The sequence below is a fragment of the Xanthomonas floridensis genome, from assembly GCF_001642575.1.
In the GTDB taxonomy this organism is placed as follows: domain Bacteria; phylum Pseudomonadota; class Gammaproteobacteria; order Xanthomonadales; family Xanthomonadaceae; genus Xanthomonas; species Xanthomonas floridensis.
On the sequence record NZ_LXNG01000025.1, the window covers coordinates 18,806 to 34,830 of the forward strand.

Here is a 16,025-nt window from a genome sequence, read left to right on the forward strand (position 1 = left end):
ATCGAGGTGACGTTTGGATTGGCAAGAATGCGAGGCACTTCAATTTCGCCAAAGACACGGCTTGGCTGAGCGTCGCCCACGATGGCATGAACCTCACCTACGGTTGCATCGGCAAACCGTCCCGAAGCATCTGCCCAAGGACCTTGCGTAGGGTGATAAAGCCACTCTGTCGCTGGCCCACGATGAGACCCGTCTATCAGCTCACGAGGCGAGATTTCGTAGATGTCGGCGAGTGCGGTATAGAACTCACGAGAATTAAGAAACTTCGATGCCTGACTTTTATCGATAACCCGGATGTCTTCGCCAGATTCGATCATCGACCCAATGACATCAGTCGACCAGATGTCCTTCGCTGCCGGGCCACTATAAAGAACAGTGACCTTGCCTGAGGCATTTGCATCCACCTGCGCGGCGAGCGACCGCAGCGAATCCGGTGTCTGGTAATCGCCAGGGTTCTGACGAATTCTATCGATTGCGTCCTGGGCAGATATCGAGCCATTCACACCAAGCACCCCTCATCGACTTCAAAAACGATGTGGTAGTCCGCGTTCCTGGAATGGACGCCGAAATCCTTGTATGCGAGCAAGGCCTCCTTGAGATCAGCTATGAATTGCTCCTTGTCAGCCTTGAGATGCTCAGGCAGTCCCTCTCCACCATTGATCCACATCAGTCTCCAATGGGACCAGCCGGGCTGACCTCGCGCGCCTCCACCGTCGACCAAATCCAGTCTCAGCGTCAGGAGCTCGCCATGCCAATAGAAGGAGAACTTTGTCTGGTTTCTGACCTCGATTTCGGTGCCGCCACCGTTTGCGACATTGCGCAAATACATGTCGCGATCACGATCAATTGTCCAGTCTCTGGCATTGGTGCCACCGACCACGAAGTCTCTGTCGATCGCTTCTAGGTTGTATTTGACAACATCTGGCTCAGGAATAAATTCATTTACAAATGGCATCTTCATTTCCCGGCGATGGCTTGGAATTTTTCGTCAAGAGCTAATTTCACGAGCCCGAGACGGCGGCAGATAACTTCTTCACCTCGGCTTTTGGTAGCAGCCGTTTGGTGAAGTAGGTATCTTCGTAATACTTGATCTTCTCGCAGAGCACCGGGCTTTGGATGCCTTCATAGAGAAAGACCTCCTTGTCAAAGCCCATCGCTTTCAATTCCTGCGGCAGCATCAATGCGCGGCGCTGCTCGGTCTCGGAGTAGGACACACTGCTTTGCTTGCCACTGGTGTGTGACTTGTTCTTCTTGCGCACCGTGGTGTAGCCGAGCATGTCCGAGTAATCGTTGGCGTCTTGCTGCTCGCGCGGGGCATAGACGATTTGCAAGGCATGGTTGGTGATGATGGTGCGTGAGACATCCTTGCCATAGGTCGCGTCCAGCTGCGCCATGCTCTGGATGATCGGCAGCAAGCGGATGTTGTAGCCGGCCATGTAGCTCACCGCGCTTGCAATGATGTCGACCCGGCCGATGGACGTGAATTCGTCCATCAGCAGCAAACACTGGTGTTTGAGCGCCGGATTGTTCTGCGGCAGCTCTTTGGTGTTGAGATTGATGAGCTGACTAAACAGCAGGTTGATCAACAGGCGGCTTTCGGCCAGCTTGTTCGGCTGGATGCCAATGTAGATGCTCATCTTCTTCTTGCGCACATCGGTGAGCAAGAAGTCATTGCCGCTGGTGGCCGCATCCAGGATTGGGTTGATGAACTGGTTGAGCGGCTCCTTGAACGTGCCCATGATCGAGGCGAACGTCTCTTCGGCTTGCGAGAGCAAATTGTCGAACGCCATCTTGGCGTCGCGGCCCAGGAAGTCGCGCTGAGAAAGCTTTTTAAGGTAGCCCTTCAAGTCGCTCCCATCCCCAGACGACACGCGATAGAGCAAGCCAAGGGTTGGGAACATCCAGGTGTCTTTCGGGTGCTTGCGCTTGATCTGATCGTCCAAGCTATCGAACAGATAGAGCGTAAACGCCATGAAGGCGTTGCGCGCCTGGCTTACCCAGAACTTCTGGGCGTCAGAGCCGTCTGGATAGAGCATTGCCGCCACACTCATCAGATCCGACACGCGAAAGGCCGGATCGGGCGAGATGTAGCTCAGTGGATTCCAGCGGTGCGTGCGCCCGTCTTCTGCAAAGGGATTGAACAAAAAGACCTCTTGACCCTGACTCTTGCGCCAGCCGGAAGTCAGATCGAAGTTTTCCTGCTTGATGTCCAAAACCACCACCGAGCCTTGGTAGTCGAGCAGATTGGGAATGACGATGCCAACGCCCTTGCCCGAACGCGTGGGTGCGGCCAGGATCACAAACTGCTGGCCGGGCAAGCGCACCAGCTTGCCGCCGTGCTTGCCGACCACGATGCCGGTTGGCGACGGCTTGAGCATGTTCTTCTTGGCCAGGTCACTGCCCGAGGCAAAGCGCGCGTCGCCATGCAAAGCGGCCGCCTTTGGCTTGAACAACGGGATCAGCAGTGCAATCCAGGCCAGCAGCGGCACGCCGAAGCCCAAGGCACCGGCCAGCTTGATCTTGGTGACATAGGGAGCGAACTGCGGGAGATCGAGCGCTTTGACGTAAGACCAATAGGTGCCGACGCTGAGCGGCCCAGCCACTTTCAACAGCATCAGGATCAACTGACCGGAGAGGTAGACCCCTGCTGTGAGGGCGAAGAGCAAGAGCGCGGTGGCGACACTGAGCTTGATCTTGCCGGTCATTGAGCGCTGCCTTCCATTGGTGATCCCTGGCTTGTTTGAAAACGACCGTCCGCTCGCAAGATTACAGGATCACACCGCCCGCTCAGATCGGATGGGCATTGGCATCTGTGTAGGAATTGTCTGACGGGGAGCATGCCAAGACAGCGACGGGACCTTTCGCACCATGGACTAGGCGGGCCGCTGCGCTGGGCTCAGCCGCAATTTTGCGACGTCCTCGCTGCTCCCCGAATGAGAGCTTGTCCGCCGCCTAGGTTGTTCGGCCTACTCTTTTTCGGCTTTCGAAGGAGACGAAGCGGCGAGTGCCGACAAGTGTTTCGCCAGCTCTTCCTGCTGCCCCTCGGGCAGCTGGCGCACCAGCTCGATGATCTGACCAAGTCGATCAGACTCGGCGACCAACGAACTGAGGGACACACCAAGTGCATCAGCCAGATCCAAGGCAGTCTTGAGATCTGGGACATGCGTGCCCGTTTCGTAGCGGCTGATGCGAGCCTGAGCGATGCGACTCTCCAATCCAAGAGCGACACCCAAGTCCTGTTGCACAAGGCCAATTGCTAGGCGGCGCGCTTTAAGCCGCGCAGCGAACAACGACAGGATGTCAGGTTGGGGGGTGCTCATCCTTACAAGGATGAACGTGAGTTACGCGCCTTGCAAAAATTCGTTGAACGAATCATTCGTTGAACGCATACTGCCGCTGCGTCGGCAAGCTGTCAACTGCACTGGAAACCGTTGCTTGGGCAGCCCTGCCGGCCCTGAACATTCGTGCATGCCCCGATCCGTTCGCCCCCCTATTCAAGGAATTTCTATGTCCAACGCTCGCTTTGCCGTCATCGGCACGTTGATCGTCTCTCTGGCGGCTTGCTCGGGAGGTCGCCCATCGCAGTCTGAGCGGGAGCACGCTTTTTTGCAGTTCGTCAAAGAGAACAGCAATGACGAGGCCAGGATCGAAGACTTCAAGAGCAACCAGTGCCAAAAGGCGGAAGGTGCGCCCAGCTACACGTGCGATGCCAGCGCCAAGGTGAAGGCATTGGGTCAAGACTTCGGCAATCAAATGGACGGGGTCTACACCTTCACCAAGGTGGGCGGCACTTGGAAAATCACTGGTCGCGTCCAATAGCCACCGTTGATTGCCAACGGTGCCCCCATCCTTTCCTCAGGAACTCACATGACGGTCGGCACTTTTCTTACCCTGGTCTTCTTCGCTGGCTGCGCCGCAATCTTCTTGGTGCTTGCCAAAACGGTGAAAACGCGCAGCGACAACGCAACCTTTGACCATGACTTCCAGCGGTTTTATGGCTACAAGAACACGCGCATTGCTGTGTCTACAGCACGCGCCATGATCAAGTTCAAAGCCGGCAGTCGCATCAAGGCGTATGCGCTGAGCGATGTGCGGTCCTGGGAAAAGCACTGGCATAACTACAACCGCGAAGGCACGCTGACGCTCAATGTCAAAGATATCGATCAACCGGTGTGGACCATCAAGTTTGGCAACGAGACGGAGATGAACAAGTGGTATGAGTTGGTCAGTCAGGCGGTCAACGAAAAATTGAAGCTCTAACCGAGCGACCATTGGGATAGGCGACTGGGCTTGACGGCGAAGACTTCTCTGCTACGAATCGAAGAACCTCAACATTGGATTCGTCATTATGTCTTCTGCCGTCCACTCCCCCGCTGTGCCCCTCGATCAGCAAGAACATCAACTCCGCCAAGCTCATGTTGAAGGCTGGATCGCCCAACAAAACGCAGCTGGCTTTGGCGTTGACCAGCACATGGCAGACGCCCTCAATGCGTATCTTGATGGCCGCTTCGATCTTCTTGGTTTGCTGACAGAACTTCGTCGTCCCTACTTGAACTGAGTCTGCCAACGGATGCCGGCCTGATAGGCATCTTCGCGAGCGAAGTCTCATCAGCAGAAGTGTCCATGTCCGGCCCATGACGCTCTCGCTGGACCTGTTCCGCCGCGTGGCCATCCGGCACTCTCAACAGTCGCCCCTCTTGGCGGTAGCGGGACAGAAGCTGCTCAAAGCCTTCCTGGCCTTGGACATAGATCCCGTTGCCTCGCGTCGCCTCTAAACGTTCCGTCAAGGGCCGATGCTCAACCGATTTGCCAATGCCAGCTTGGGCAAGGTGTGCATTGATCCGATCAGCGATCATGGCGCGGATCCACTCAACTTCCTCCTTGCCATTCATGCGCCCGTCTAGCACACGCGTTTTCGCCGTCATTCCCGATGCTTCCATCCGTCTAGTCGTGGCGAGTAGATGCGCATAGAAGTAGCGCGGATCATCTTTGGTCGGGCGATGCTGACTCGCTTGCAGCGCAAAGCCAAAGCGCTCAATCAGGCGATTAGCGATATCGAGCACCAACTCCCAACGCTGGGAGTTATCGAGTTCGTGCGGCAACTCGATGGCGAAGTCTCGGCAGACGGTGCTGTTGCAGCGTCGCTCTGCAGCTTCTGCAGCGGCCCAAAGTGCTTGCGGGTCATCGGCCCATGCCGGCGAACCAGTTGGCGCCAGGCAACGCGACTGGATGATGCCTGCCCTACCCCTATAGTCGTGACGAGCACCTGAGGTGGGATCGGTGAGCAGATAACCACCGCGATATGCCGCTGCGGCAAGCGCCGAATGCCCTTTGGCTCGGCTGTAAGTTTTGATGCGGGTGTGATAGATGGCCATGTGTGTTTCCTGAGTCAGAGTTCATCAGTTCTGACTCAAGATTTAGCAAGGCTCAAGAGCGTAAGACAGCTATTTTCGAGCGTTCTACTTTGCCTGTTATGGAATCAGGACATACTTCGATCGACCTCAAAGATCCGCCCCAAGCTCACGAAAGGCTGGGCGGGATGACAAAGCTCAACACTCCATGTAGCAAAGCGCTTGACCGCACCACGGGGATGGTCACCAAGGGGCTGTCCATGCATGCCAAAAGCGATCTTTTCGCCGTCTCCCCATTGGCTAGGCATCTGACCAACAACGACCGGTCCATCTGACGTGAGTGAGAGTGATGCAGTATCCACCACGTCATGCGCCGGGAGCACCCCCTCTTTCACTGATGCGAACCATCCGAACGGTTCGGCCAGAGTCAGACATCGAATCATGCCCTCTCCTACTTTGAAGAGCGAACCTGCGCGCTCGCCTTGGAGCACCAAGAATGCGAGAACAGGCTCCGCTTCTTCATGCTGATTGTTGACCAACATTGCCCAACTCTCTCGGAACAGAAAGATGCTGCCAGGTGACAGGTCATTGGGAAGCCGATCTGCAAAAGCTTGTACGGGAATGCTCATCGATTTCTCCCGGTTGACGTCATGTTGGGTGTCAGTTGATCCAGCGGCGGCGCAGCAGCACGACCAGATCTTCTACGATTCGCTGCGTATCCATGGATAGCGATTGCCTAACTCGATGGGCCGGTGAAAGGAGCATGGGGGCTTGGTGCTCACCTTGCCGGTAAGGCACCTGCATGCTGTTCGGACTGGCGTCGTGCTCAGCGCGAGTCCTCCAAGCGCCGGCATGCTCTCCCAACAATCGCACCGCAGGAACGACATGGCTAAGCCGTTCGGTTGGATCAATATGAGCCAGGAGCCAGGCGGCGTAGCTGATCGCAACTTCCAGCTTTCCGGCGATATCTTTTTCTACGACGACCGATAGCCCCATACCGCGCTCTGGTGACCGTAAGCGTCGATAGGAAGCCTAGGCCTTTTTTGAAACGAGTTCCAAGCGGCGTTCAGTTCGCTCGATGAGAGACCGCTGACGCTCGATATATGCTGCCCCCTTCCGAAGACGCACGATCATGCCAAGGGGATAGATCACACATCCGTAGATAGATAGGCCAAGCAATCCCAGGCCTGGCGCAATCCACTTGGCTCCATCCGTCATAAAGGCCAGTGGGGCAAGCATGATGGCAATGCCCAATATCCCAAAACAGCACAGCACTTGGACCAGCAGGAACTGCATGACGTGGAATTTGTCCTGTCCAAGGTGCTCAATCTTCCGCAACTCAGCTCGATTGATAGCGAGGCCAACCCGGTCATTCCAGAAGATCGCCTTGCCGTAAGCCCAACGCGCCAAATGGATCACCATTGAAGCCACGATGCCGCCGATTACCGCTTGCGCCAACCAGTTGGTCATAAGTCACCTTAGTAGCCAGGAAAATAGATGGAACGGCTGACTGCCCCGTCTTTTTTTTAACCGACGAGCTACAAGCCCTTCCAATGCATTAGCCAAAAGGGTGCCGGTGAACACCGACACCCTAAGGTCAAGCATCAGCTGGTATGACACGCATTTGCGCAGTAGTAGCAACCGTTGATCCGATTTTGCGGCCAGCGAGCCTTTGCGTTTGTTACAGCCTGTTGGCAAGTGGCGTGAGAACCAAGACTGACTTGGTTGACCGGCTGCGGCATGTAGGAGCACCCGGTCGTGGTGTTGTGCACCTCATGATCGCCATTGGTCTGGGCATTTTTATTGATGATGAAGTTAGGCAAAGCGCTTCTCCTTAGAGGGACAAATAATCGAATTGGTGGTGCTCGCGCACCACCTTTGACCCGTCACTTTTCCTTGCGAACGCCCTTGAAAGGCGCTTTGTCTGATTTGACATCCATGAAGCGCCCAGTTTCAGTATTGCGCTTGACGAAATTGCCCGCAGATGTCTGCGTTTGCGAGCGATTACGCACCGCGCCATTGCGGTGACCGTCGCCCTTCGGTGGATTAGTAGCCATTGATGTTCTCGGTAGTTAAAGAAGAAAGCACAAGAGGTCGCCCGATCTTGACCGTTAAAGGCGGGGCAGCAGACGCTGCCCCGCACCTTCCCTGACTAAACGTCAGGGACCCAGATCGGCCAAGCTTTCAAGCCCGCAGCAGAAGCGTGGAGCTTCTTGCCATTCTTCAAAGTAATGACTGCTCTGAAGATGAGCTTGTAGCCAGGACGAGGGGTATCGGTCGTTGTAGACACGGCCGTAGATCCTCTTGGTTGAGGGCGTTCATCCGACAACTTCGAGACTGGTGTATTGACACCCGTTGCGAGGGCGCTATACTTTTCCGGCTGTTTACGAGGCAGCCAATCTCAAAGACCTCACCGACTGACGCCATGCGTGTGAGGTTTGTTTTGCAGCGGTGGTTCCTACGACCACTACATGTTGTGTTGCAATTTCAGTGACTCCAAATATCTAGGGGCTCGACCAATGGTCGGGCCCTTTTGCGTTGGACTCTAGCATAGCCTCAGGGCATATGTGCTATGCGTCACGTCTTTTTAGCATTACTTTTTGTTCGGTGCAGCGGATTTTGGTCATCTTGCCTAGAAATTCCGCTGCCGTCAAACTTTTTGTTCGGTATAGTGGCACCTGGCGCTGTGCCGGCCGATGAGGAATAGTCGATGACAACGAATTTTGGCAATAAAATCAAGAACTTAAGAAAAGACAGGGGAATGACGCTTGACGCACTAGCGGCAGCGGCTGACATGAGCAAGAGCTACTTGTGGGAGCTGGAGAACAGAGACTCCCCTCGCCCATCGGTTGAGAAGCTCGCGTCACTCGCCAAGGCGCTTTCGATGGATGTGTCCTACTTCCTGGACCAAGAGGCGACTAGTCCTGAAGAGCGGCACCTGGACCTGGCCTTCTTTAGGAACTACGGAGAGCTTGACGCGACAGCCAAAGAGCAGATGCGCAAGATCATGGAAACCTTCAAGAAGTCTTAGCCTGCTAAGGATCGGCCGATGACAAAGGATTTGCTTACACCCTCCAAGGCAGCCTTCCGGCTAACGCATTTGCTCAATGCGGTGTCAGCGGCGCATGGGGCCCCCCGCTTTCCAGTTGACGTCGTTGCTCTGGCCAAAGAGGCAGCAGAGATCTTCCGCTGGGATGACCCCATCACCAATATCGAATCGGCAGACATCAAATCGTTTGAAGGCGCACTTTTCCCGAATGACACGCGCAGCAAGTGGATGCTGCTTTACAACCAGACATTGAAATCTGCTGGTCGCATCCGCTTCACGCAAGCTCACGAGCTTGGCCACTACCTGCTGCATCGACAAGACCGCATCGACGGCTTTCAGTGCGCCACGCAAGACATGATGAGCCTGACGGAGCAAGAGGCGTTGATCGAAATACAGGCCAACGCCTTCGCTGCGACCTTACTCATGCCGCTGGATGACTTCCGCGAGAGAACCCAAGGTGGCGCAGACTTCCAAGTGCTCGGCGACTGCGCTGAACGTTATGGCGTGTCACTCACCGCCGCTGCTTTGCGCTGGATTGATCACACAGATCACTGTGCTGTACTCGTCTCCCATACCGATGGCTTCATCAATTGGTCGGTGTCGAGCAAGTCAGCTAGAGCCGGTGGCGCCTTTTTTCGTCCGCGCAAAAGCGTGGTTGCAGTTGGCCCTCAAACTCTAGCGGCCAACGATCAAATCATCCACGAGCGATTAGGTGTGGAGCTTCCGGCCAATGCATGGTTCGAGCATGCCGAGGATGGACTTAGTCTCAAAGAGATGAAGATCACTGCCGACCAGTTCGACTACACCCTAACCCTCCTCTTGCTGCCCATGCGTTCACGAGTTTGGGAGCCGTGGAAAGGCTAAACACGCTTGACAAGTCTCATTTTTGGCCTACCAAAGGATACCCAATGGAGGCCTGAAATGTTTTTTCCAAGCTTGCAAGACGCCAACGATGCTATCGAGCCGTTTGGCATGAGTATGACCCGCGCGGGCGACGGGGTGATTATTGAAGGAGACACCAGCTGGCGAGCTTGGCGAGCAGGAAGCGAGTCTGCTCGGTTTGAGACCTTAGGACATTTCTGGGCCGAGTGGACTTGGTATATCGCCTTTGCGCTCGAAAACGAACGACAGAGATCTCGCTTCATGGAAGTCTTCATGGGTTCGGATCTTGAAGCGCAAGTCTCATTGCTTGATGCGCTAAGAAGCTACGAAGGGCGTGCAGGGGAACAACGAGACTGCGTTCTATGCTCACTGTTAGCCGGTCCAATTATCACGACAGAATGCATCCCATCTGACTGGTCTGATCGTTTGCTCCGATGCTTACAGGATGAAGGTGAGGGCGCCGTCTTCGGCGGTGGAAAGCTTCTGCAAGCGATTGGTCGTCGATACCCCGACGCGTTGCGCATCTATAGAGAGAGCTTGTAGCGTAACTGCTGATTCGCTCCTGCGACGTGGCAATGCTATGTTCACGTTTTTAGACTAAGGTCTCCCGATGGGATCGAGCGATGACATCTCTTCTCAGACGACGCCAACCGACCCCATGCACTTGGCGCTCCTTTGGACCATGCAGCGCACCAAGACTATTGCAGGCGTCCAAGACTATGACGAGGAGAGCTACACCTCTACTATCCTAGGCGGAACGGCGATAGCGGCCCCATTGCTTGCCGCCTTTGAAGGTCAAGCCTCAGGCAGCAACGCGGATTTTCGGTTTGGAACATTTCGGAAGAACGGCGGGGCCCAGACGCCATTGAGCGAAACCGCTACGGGGGCCGATTTTTGCCTCGTCATTGGCCATGATGACGAGTGCGCAAAAGTTGCCATTTTTCAGGCCAAGAAACTAGACCCTGCCGAAGATGAGCACCTTCTATCAGTGCGAAGGGGACCGGCGAAATCGTCGAGTGGCCATTATCAATTCACCATGTTGCTGGCTTTTACCTGCCGGTTAATGGCAAAGGCTGGGATACATGCATATAAGGCTTTTGACAAAGACACGGATACACTCACAGCAGCGGCACGACTTGCATCCCTGTCGAAAGGGGATATTAACGCACTCGTTGAAGAGATCAGCTGGGTGCACTATATGGTCTATCATAATGGATGCGCAACGACTCTCCCCCTTAACCACCTAGATGAGACATGCATTCTGAGCGAGATCTTCAAACGTCGTCAGTATTCGCATCGCCTAGGGGGACCGCGCCAGGGGTTCGCAGAGATCGTAGGTGAGGCATTACAGGGAAGCGCTGAGGGGTGGCAATTGGTTCCCCGCATGGTCATTAAAGCGTTTTTGCCGGAGCTTATCGAAATGGGCGCCATCGTTGTTGTGGATGACAAGGGCGGCGTAGGACTTACACCGGACTTCGAGTGCATCAACCTAGCCTCTCTCAAATCTTTTAGTGGTATCCAGTCAAATCCGCAAAGCGCTGCCGCCGTCAAAAACATTATCAGCAGGCCTCAAAATGCGCCTAGAAATGGAATGTGATCAGAACCACGCATCGTCGGTTCCCCCGCGAGCGCTCGCACGAATGCCTCGACGCTCCGGAGGTAGTAACCGACACGCAAATAGATAACTCCTGAGTTCTGCTTTGCAGCCACGCACCAGGTCTCATCTCAGCCAAGTTATGTCTCAAATTCTGCGACGCAAGCAAACACATCGCTGCCGACTTCGGATGACGAAATTCGGTTTGCCTAACTTCCTTCTTAAGATAGATAAGATTAGACAAACGATATCTCATTTATATATCATTCATTTTGTTTTAGTGATATATCTCTCACTTTTACCCTTTTGTTACTTTTAAACACTACAAGCGCATTGATGGTTTCAAGCCCATTTACACAGCTACAATCATTGAAATATATAGCCTTGCGATAAAATCTTTTATAAAAGCAAAGCTAAAAATATAGCTATTTAAACGACAATTAGCGAGACCACCTTAGACAATCATTGACGCGAAATTTCTGTCCTATTTTATCATTGACAGAAAATCCCCTCCCCTTATCAAACGTCTACCTCCTCATAATTGGATCGTAGATGCACTTTAAACACTCCCAACTTCATCAATATTTGCAACAGCCCAAAGGTCAGTTATCCATCCGAAGCATTCGCATCGGCAAAGTCGAATTTACAGATATGGTCGTTCAAGACCGAGCCGGCGCGCTTCACCTTCAAGACTTGGTCCAAGCGACCTACGACCATCATGAAAAGCTGCGACGACTTCGCCGATCCGGAACTCGTTATCCAGAACCCCTGCCCCTTGCCACCCCGGCGCGACTCCTCTCTGAAGAGGTCGACGACTTCCTCAAAGACAAGGAGCGGCAGAACCTTCGCACCACCACGATCGAGGCCTATCGTCGAACGCTTGCCATCTTGCAGCGTGTGAGTGGCAACACGTCCGTTGCCCGGATTGATCACACGCATATCTACCAGATGTGGGATCTGCTGCGATGGGCACCCGAAGACTTCATGACCAACCCCAAGCATCAGTGGTTGAGCGTCGAAGCCTTGATCGCCAAAGGTCAACGTATGGTCCGGGCGCAGCCTGCCAATGCCACATTAGAACTGCACCGGCGCTTCCTCGCGTCCTTCTTCAACACCTTAGTCAAAGCACGTGCCATCCCGCACTCGCCGATGGATGCGTTCAAGCCGGCCAGAGGAGAGCTACTGGCTGATCAGGACGAACCCGAGCGGCTGCTTTCCCAAGAAGAAATTCAGAAGATCTTCAACCCGGCGACCTTCCTGCCTTGGGCCAAGAAGTATCCGCACCGTTGGTGGTGCCCGCTCATTGCCCTTTTCACGGGTGCTCGGATCAACGAGATCGCCCAACTCAAAGTGGCCGACATCGTCCAAGATCAAGGAGTTTGGTGCTTCTCAATCCAGAAGACCGTGGACGAAGATCTCGCGCAAAGCGCAGGCAAACGCAGCCGGCAAAGCCTCAAAGGTAAGAGCGCGATCCGCAAAGTGCCGATCCACCCAAGCCTCATCGAGGCGGGCTTCCTCGACTTCTTGGCCGACATCAAGGCATCTGGCCACCCTCGCCTCTTTCCTAACCTATCGGCTGGCACCTGCCGCAAGACCGGCGAGCCGAATGGACGCTACAGCCAGGGCTTCGTCAATCAGTTTGCGAAGTATTTGAAGGAGCTTGGCTTTGGCAAAGGCATTGGATCTCACGCCTTCCGACACACGCTTGCGACGGAGCTTGATGCCAAGGGCGTGCGGGTCGAGCACATTGCACTCATCACCGGACATGCACTCAACAAGAAGGCTCCGGTTCTGCAGGACAACTATGTCCACAAATCGGCTGGGAACACTCGGAAGATCCAAGTTGAAGCGCTTGGCCACTATCAGCCATCTGTGAAGCTACCGAGCTATGTGCGCGGGCAGTTCAAGGAACGGTTGAGGAAGGGGGCGAGGATGTATCCGTGATCAGCTACACTGGCACCTCACAACCAAGGAGTGGGCCATGAACAGTTTTCAGCAAGATCAAGCCGCGCGTATTGCAGAAGCAATTTACGTTCAGATCGTAGGAACAGCCCTTTCTTCACCCGGATTGGTGGTTGACTTCCATGCCGCCGATCAGGCCGCGCAAGCAGCAGGGAAAGCGTACGCTACGACCAGTAACGGGAGCGCGAAATCTCCTGTCACAAAGCCACTCAATATCTAATTGCCCAAAAGGAGGGAGCAGGCTTTTGCCTCGCTCCTCCCCTTGCAAATTCTAAACTATTCAAAGTCCGCTATTTGAGCGCAATCGCTATGCGTGGCTGATTCATGGCTACGTGCTCAGCTAGGTCATACGTGGCTCTGTAAAAATCAATGCCTATTGAGCTTACAAGTATTTCTCACGGGCGGAGAGAGCGATGCGAATCGCATGCCGCTTAGCATCTCCCGCACTTATCTGCTGGCAAGAACAAGAAGAGCGGTGCGAGCAATTGCCGGTATAGCCAAGGACTTTTGAACCAATTCAGCGACTACCTGAAAGATCTAGGCTTTGCCAAAGGCATTGGTTTCCATGGCTTCCGCTGCATCCTGGCCACAGAGCTTCATGCGGCAGGCATCACAGCTCGGGACATCGCGTTGCTCACGGGACATTCGCTTATTAAGAGCGTGCCAGTGCTGCAAGACCACTACATTCATAAGTCGTCAGGCAATGTCATGCAAAGACAACTTGCAGCACTATCACTCTATCAACCTAGCGTTCAGTTGCCGGTGTATCAGCGGGGTCAGTTCAAAGAGAAGCTTCGTAAGGGCACGAAGATGTGTCCCTAGTTGGGTGGATAATCCTGGCAGCTTTTGCACATAGCGCAGTATCTGGCGAAGCTGTGCAGCTGGAAGGCAGCAAGTTGACCGACCAGGCGGCGGGCGCTAGGTCCATCAAAGTGTCGGGGATCGACGCTGGGTGGATCTTGCCGAGCGGCCACGTCGAGGTCAAAGGCGAGACAGGATCGCTGCATATCAGTTTCGAGCCTTACGTGTTCATGGAAGACCGGAACGTCGTCGCCTGTGTTGCAAAAAAAAACGGGACCAAAGATCTTGTTACTCGCCTTCTGCGATGGGCGGCAATGCCCGCCTTCCAACTACACGTCATCAATCCCACAACGACGAGGATCGAGACCGCGACTTAGTATGAGGAATGCCCGCTTGCCTGCGCAGAGCAATCCTTGGGCATCAGATTGCCCAAGGATTGCGTGATGGAACATCCTTTCGCGTTGACCAATAAATATGATTCGGAGAGACCTAGCTGTTCGCCGTCTTGCCTGCAGCTGGCCAGATACGAAGCAACTGCGCAAAGAGGTGCTCAGTGCGAATCCGGATTGCCGCCTCGTGCCAGTCGTCGGCTTCCTTCCCATGAAAGTAGCGGGTCAAGTTCATCTTGGAATACTTCAAGAGCTCCGGGCGCTTGTTCGCCCAAGCAGCATTCTGCAAAGACGAATTGAATTTTCCGGTGATCAGGGTCAAGTTACCCAAGGTGTTGAGCATGACGCTTCTACGAACCATGGCCTTCTGCTTGGTCAGCTCATCCACCTGGTCTTGTTCCGGCAGTGGCCAGTGGGTAAGCCAGGCTTGCGGCATCACATGCTCGATGGTGAGCTTCGATGGCATCGCGATCGCTTCGCTCTTGCTGGACATGGAGAATGCATCCAAGGCTTCAAGCACGGCACGTACCTTCTTCTGTGCCAACCTGCCATAAAGCTCCTGCTCGAAGATCGCCACGAGTAATTCATCATCCGTTGGGAACTTGGTGCTCTCGCCAGTGCCCTTGCCCAGTTGCTCAGCGACGGTGGCTGCGGACACTCCGCCCGCCTTCTCAACGGCCTTGATCAAGTCCACAAACAGCCGGTTGTAGTTCTTCGTCGTGTAATTGGTGATCAGGCGGCGCATCAGGAAGCTTTCGAGCACGCCTAAGATCTTGTCGAACTCGTCCCTGTTGTCGGGCATCAAGCTCGCGTAGGCATACAGGAGGAACGGATAGACCGTAGCAGTGTCTACCGCTTCCAAACGGCGTAGGAACAGTGCCAAAGCGTCATGGTCTTTGGGCTCATAGAACGCCTGGAAGATATCCCCGAATTGAGCGAGTTGCTGGATATGGGCCGCAGGTGTGGTGGGAGCCGGAATGCTTGCTTCTGGATCCGCCTCTGCATGATCTACAAAGTTCTTGTATGCATTGAACAGATGGGTGGACTTCACCTCATCCCGAGTCATCATGGACAGGTAGTGGTTGATGAAAAGGTCAATGCGGGGGCGGTAGATGCGACCCTGCTGGACGGGCTCTCGCCAGAACTTGCTGTCAAAGCGCTCCCAATGCTTGGCGTAGAGCTTTTCTACATACTTCTCCGTCGCACCCTCTACCCTCGCAGCTTTGCGGAACAGATAGTTCTTGATCAGATCAGCAGGTAGGAGCTCGGTGCCGCGAGCATTGAGCGTTTCGAAGATGACTTGCGTCTCATCTCCCGCAGTCAAGTTGATCACCACCAGCTGTAAGCCATCCTGCACGACCAACCAGATGCACTCCAGGCGGTCCCCAACCGTCTTGCCAGATAGCGCTTCGGCATCGGCCTCGTCATCAAGCTTGCCCGCAGCCCAGTCGACCAGGTGCTTGCTGAAATAGCGATAGGCGCCAACGATCTGGCTGCCATGAAGCTCTGGCTTCCCTTTGGCCCCCTGCTCTACCTCGGCGTCGGAAGTGCACTCACACACCAGCCGGAATGCAGGCCGGTCGGAGTTAGTGGGAAAAAGCTTGAACTTTTCCTCTTCGGTCTCTGCCCGGTTGGCTGCGTTCTCGATCAAGCCAGTGAAGCGACCAGCGAACTTCTCCGCCCCTTTGGCAGCACATAGGTTACGCGCAGCCATCAAGAAGACTTGCAAGGTTGTGAAGCGCTGCTGGCCGTCGATGACCAGGCGTGTCTCGATGGAACCTGCGGGGTTGGGCACCTGTTCGAGCACGATGGCGCCCATGAAGTGCGGGTGCGCCTTGCCTGTGCGAAGCCGCTTGTCCAAGAGTGCTTGGATATCTTCCCAAAGCGGCTCCCAGTTCTCTTTCTCCTCCCAGACATAGGGCCTTTGAAACAGCGGCACTTGGTAAAACTTGTTTCCGTCGAACAAAGCGTCGAGCTGATTGGTTTTTGCGTCCATC

17 protein-coding genes and 1 pseudogene are annotated in these 16,025 nt (G+C 54.6%); 9 read left to right on the plus strand and 9 right to left on the minus strand.

Going from position 1 to position 16,025, the window contains the following annotated elements; genetic code table 11:
* Positions 1–499: 499 nt before the first annotated feature.
* The 3 genes from A7D17_RS15295 to A7D17_RS23015 all read right to left on the minus strand — a co-directional run bounded on the left by A7D17_RS15295 (position 500) and on the right by A7D17_RS23015 (position 3,320).
* The gene (locus A7D17_RS15295; RefSeq protein WP_064509876.1) at positions 500–961 is read right to left on the minus strand and encodes a hypothetical protein; all 462 of its coding nucleotides are present in this window, start codon (positions 959–961) and stop codon (positions 500–502) included.
* 40 nt (positions 962–1,001) lie between these two features.
* Positions 1,002–2,705, minus strand: a complete 1,704-nt coding sequence (locus A7D17_RS15300) for a type IV secretory system conjugative DNA transfer family protein (protein WP_064509877.1) — start codon at positions 2,703–2,705, stop codon at positions 1,002–1,004.
* Positions 2,706–2,966: 261 nt separating this feature from the next.
* Positions 2,967–3,320 (minus strand): helix-turn-helix domain-containing protein, encoded by a 354-nt coding sequence (locus A7D17_RS23015; protein WP_181120328.1) that lies wholly within the window; start codon positions 3,318–3,320, stop codon positions 2,967–2,969.
* A 187-nt stretch (positions 3,321–3,507) separates the two neighbouring features.
* On the opposite strand from A7D17_RS23015, the gene A7D17_RS15310 reads away from it, so the two are divergent.
* Positions 3,508–3,819, plus strand: coding sequence for a hypothetical protein (locus tag A7D17_RS15310; protein WP_064509879.1), 312 nt, complete (start codon positions 3,508–3,510; stop codon positions 3,817–3,819).
* Positions 3,820–3,867: 48 nt separating this feature from the next.
* Entirely contained in the window at positions 3,868–4,260 is a 393-nt protein-coding gene (locus tag A7D17_RS15315) for a hypothetical protein (protein WP_064509880.1), read from the plus strand.
* 224 nt (positions 4,261–4,484) lie between these two features.
* Here A7D17_RS15315 and A7D17_RS23025 read toward each other — a convergent pair whose 3' ends face one another.
* From A7D17_RS23025 to A7D17_RS24610, 5 genes are all read right to left on the minus strand, one after another.
* Complete coding sequence (locus tag A7D17_RS23025; protein WP_082862033.1) at positions 4,485–5,375, minus strand: MobA/MobL family protein; 891 nt, start codon at positions 5,373–5,375, stop codon at positions 4,485–4,487.
* Positions 5,376–5,479: 104 nt separating this feature from the next.
* Positions 5,480–5,980, minus strand: a complete 501-nt coding sequence (locus A7D17_RS23030; RefSeq protein WP_082862034.1) for a hypothetical protein — start codon at positions 5,978–5,980, stop codon at positions 5,480–5,482.
* A 31-nt stretch (positions 5,981–6,011) separates the two neighbouring features.
* Positions 6,012–6,347 carry a hypothetical protein gene (locus tag A7D17_RS15320; protein WP_064509881.1) on the minus strand — a complete coding sequence of 112 codons (336 nt, stop codon included), beginning with the start codon at positions 6,345–6,347 and terminating at the stop codon, positions 6,012–6,014.
* A 36-nt stretch (positions 6,348–6,383) separates the two neighbouring features.
* A complete protein-coding gene (locus tag A7D17_RS15325) occupies positions 6,384–6,821 on the minus strand; it encodes a hypothetical protein (protein WP_064509882.1) in 438 nt (145 codons plus the stop codon).
* 416 nt (positions 6,822–7,237) lie between these two features.
* Positions 7,238–7,408, minus strand: coding sequence for a hypothetical protein (locus tag A7D17_RS24610; protein WP_162841736.1), 171 nt, complete (start codon positions 7,406–7,408; stop codon positions 7,238–7,240).
* A gap of 653 nt (positions 7,409–8,061) precedes the next feature.
* Here A7D17_RS24610 and A7D17_RS15330 point away from each other — a divergent pair.
* The 7 genes and pseudogenes from A7D17_RS15330 to A7D17_RS15350 all read left to right on the plus strand — a co-directional run.
* Positions 8,062–8,382, plus strand: coding sequence for a helix-turn-helix domain-containing protein (locus A7D17_RS15330; protein WP_026064459.1), 321 nt, complete (start codon positions 8,062–8,064; stop codon positions 8,380–8,382).
* Positions 8,383–8,400: 18 nt separating this feature from the next.
* Entirely contained in the window at positions 8,401–9,264 is an 864-nt protein-coding gene (locus tag A7D17_RS15335; protein ID WP_064509883.1) for an ImmA/IrrE family metallo-endopeptidase, read from the plus strand.
* 57 nt (positions 9,265–9,321) lie between these two features.
* Positions 9,322–9,825, plus strand: a complete 504-nt coding sequence (locus A7D17_RS24180; RefSeq protein WP_153041965.1) for a hypothetical protein — start codon at positions 9,322–9,324, stop codon at positions 9,823–9,825.
* A 67-nt stretch (positions 9,826–9,892) separates the two neighbouring features.
* Positions 9,893–10,879, plus strand: coding sequence for a hypothetical protein (locus tag A7D17_RS15340; protein ID WP_064509884.1), 987 nt, complete (start codon positions 9,893–9,895; stop codon positions 10,877–10,879).
* A gap of 765 nt (positions 10,880–11,644) precedes the next feature.
* Positions 11,645–12,820: a site-specific integrase gene (locus tag A7D17_RS15345; RefSeq protein WP_064509897.1), complete on the plus strand. Its 1,176-nt coding sequence runs from the start codon at positions 11,645–11,647 to the stop codon at positions 12,818–12,820.
* A gap of 37 nt (positions 12,821–12,857) precedes the next feature.
* A complete protein-coding gene (locus A7D17_RS24185; RefSeq protein WP_153041967.1) occupies positions 12,858–13,058 on the plus strand; it encodes a hypothetical protein in 201 nt (66 codons plus the stop codon).
* Positions 13,059–13,279: 221 nt separating this feature from the next.
* A pseudogene (locus A7D17_RS15350) lies at positions 13,280–13,660 on the plus strand (integrase); the annotation flags it as partial.
* A 468-nt stretch (positions 13,661–14,128) separates the two neighbouring features.
* On the opposite strand, the gene A7D17_RS15360 reads toward A7D17_RS15350, so the two are convergent.
* Positions 14,129–16,024, minus strand: coding sequence for a DUF262 domain-containing protein (locus A7D17_RS15360; RefSeq protein ID WP_064509887.1), 1,896 nt, complete (start codon positions 16,022–16,024; stop codon positions 14,129–14,131).
* Position 16,025 lies beyond the last annotated feature (1 nt).

Excerpts from the sequence above, each read along its gene's own strand:
- A7D17_RS15295 (WP_064509876.1), bottom strand. The coding sequence starts at position 961 with ATGAAGATGCCATTTGTAAATGAATTTATTCCTGAGCCAGATGTTGTC.
- A7D17_RS15300 (WP_064509877.1), bottom strand. The coding sequence starts at position 2,705 with ATGACCGGCAAGATCAAGCTCAGTGTCGCCACCGCGCTCTTGCTCTTC.
- A7D17_RS23015 (WP_181120328.1), bottom strand. The coding sequence starts at position 3,320 with ATGAGCACCCCCCAACCTGACATCCTGTCGTTGTTCGCTGCGCGGCTT.
- A7D17_RS15310 (WP_064509879.1), top strand. The coding sequence starts at position 3,508 with ATGTCCAACGCTCGCTTTGCCGTCATCGGCACGTTGATCGTCTCTCTG.
- A7D17_RS15315 (WP_064509880.1), top strand. The coding sequence starts at position 3,868 with ATGACGGTCGGCACTTTTCTTACCCTGGTCTTCTTCGCTGGCTGCGCC.
- A7D17_RS23025 (WP_082862033.1), bottom strand. The coding sequence starts at position 5,375 with ATGGCCATCTATCACACCCGCATCAAAACTTACAGCCGAGCCAAAGGG.
- A7D17_RS23030 (WP_082862034.1), bottom strand. The coding sequence starts at position 5,980 with ATGAGCATTCCCGTACAAGCTTTTGCAGATCGGCTTCCCAATGACCTG.
- A7D17_RS15320 (WP_064509881.1), bottom strand. The coding sequence starts at position 6,347 with ATGGGGCTATCGGTCGTCGTAGAAAAAGATATCGCCGGAAAGCTGGAA.
- A7D17_RS15325 (WP_064509882.1), bottom strand. The coding sequence starts at position 6,821 with ATGACCAACTGGTTGGCGCAAGCGGTAATCGGCGGCATCGTGGCTTCA.
- A7D17_RS24610 (WP_162841736.1), bottom strand. The coding sequence starts at position 7,408 with ATGGCTACTAATCCACCGAAGGGCGACGGTCACCGCAATGGCGCGGTG.
- A7D17_RS15330 (WP_026064459.1), top strand. The coding sequence starts at position 8,062 with ATGACAACGAATTTTGGCAATAAAATCAAGAACTTAAGAAAAGACAGG.
- A7D17_RS15335 (WP_064509883.1), top strand. The coding sequence starts at position 8,401 with ATGACAAAGGATTTGCTTACACCCTCCAAGGCAGCCTTCCGGCTAACG.
- A7D17_RS24180 (WP_153041965.1), top strand. The coding sequence starts at position 9,322 with ATGTTTTTTCCAAGCTTGCAAGACGCCAACGATGCTATCGAGCCGTTT.
- A7D17_RS15340 (WP_064509884.1), top strand. The coding sequence starts at position 9,893 with ATGGGATCGAGCGATGACATCTCTTCTCAGACGACGCCAACCGACCCC.
- A7D17_RS24185 (WP_153041967.1), top strand. The coding sequence starts at position 12,858 with ATGAACAGTTTTCAGCAAGATCAAGCCGCGCGTATTGCAGAAGCAATT.
- A7D17_RS15360 (WP_064509887.1), bottom strand. The coding sequence starts at position 16,024 with ATGGACGCAAAAACCAATCAGCTCGACGCTTTGTTCGACGGAAACAAG.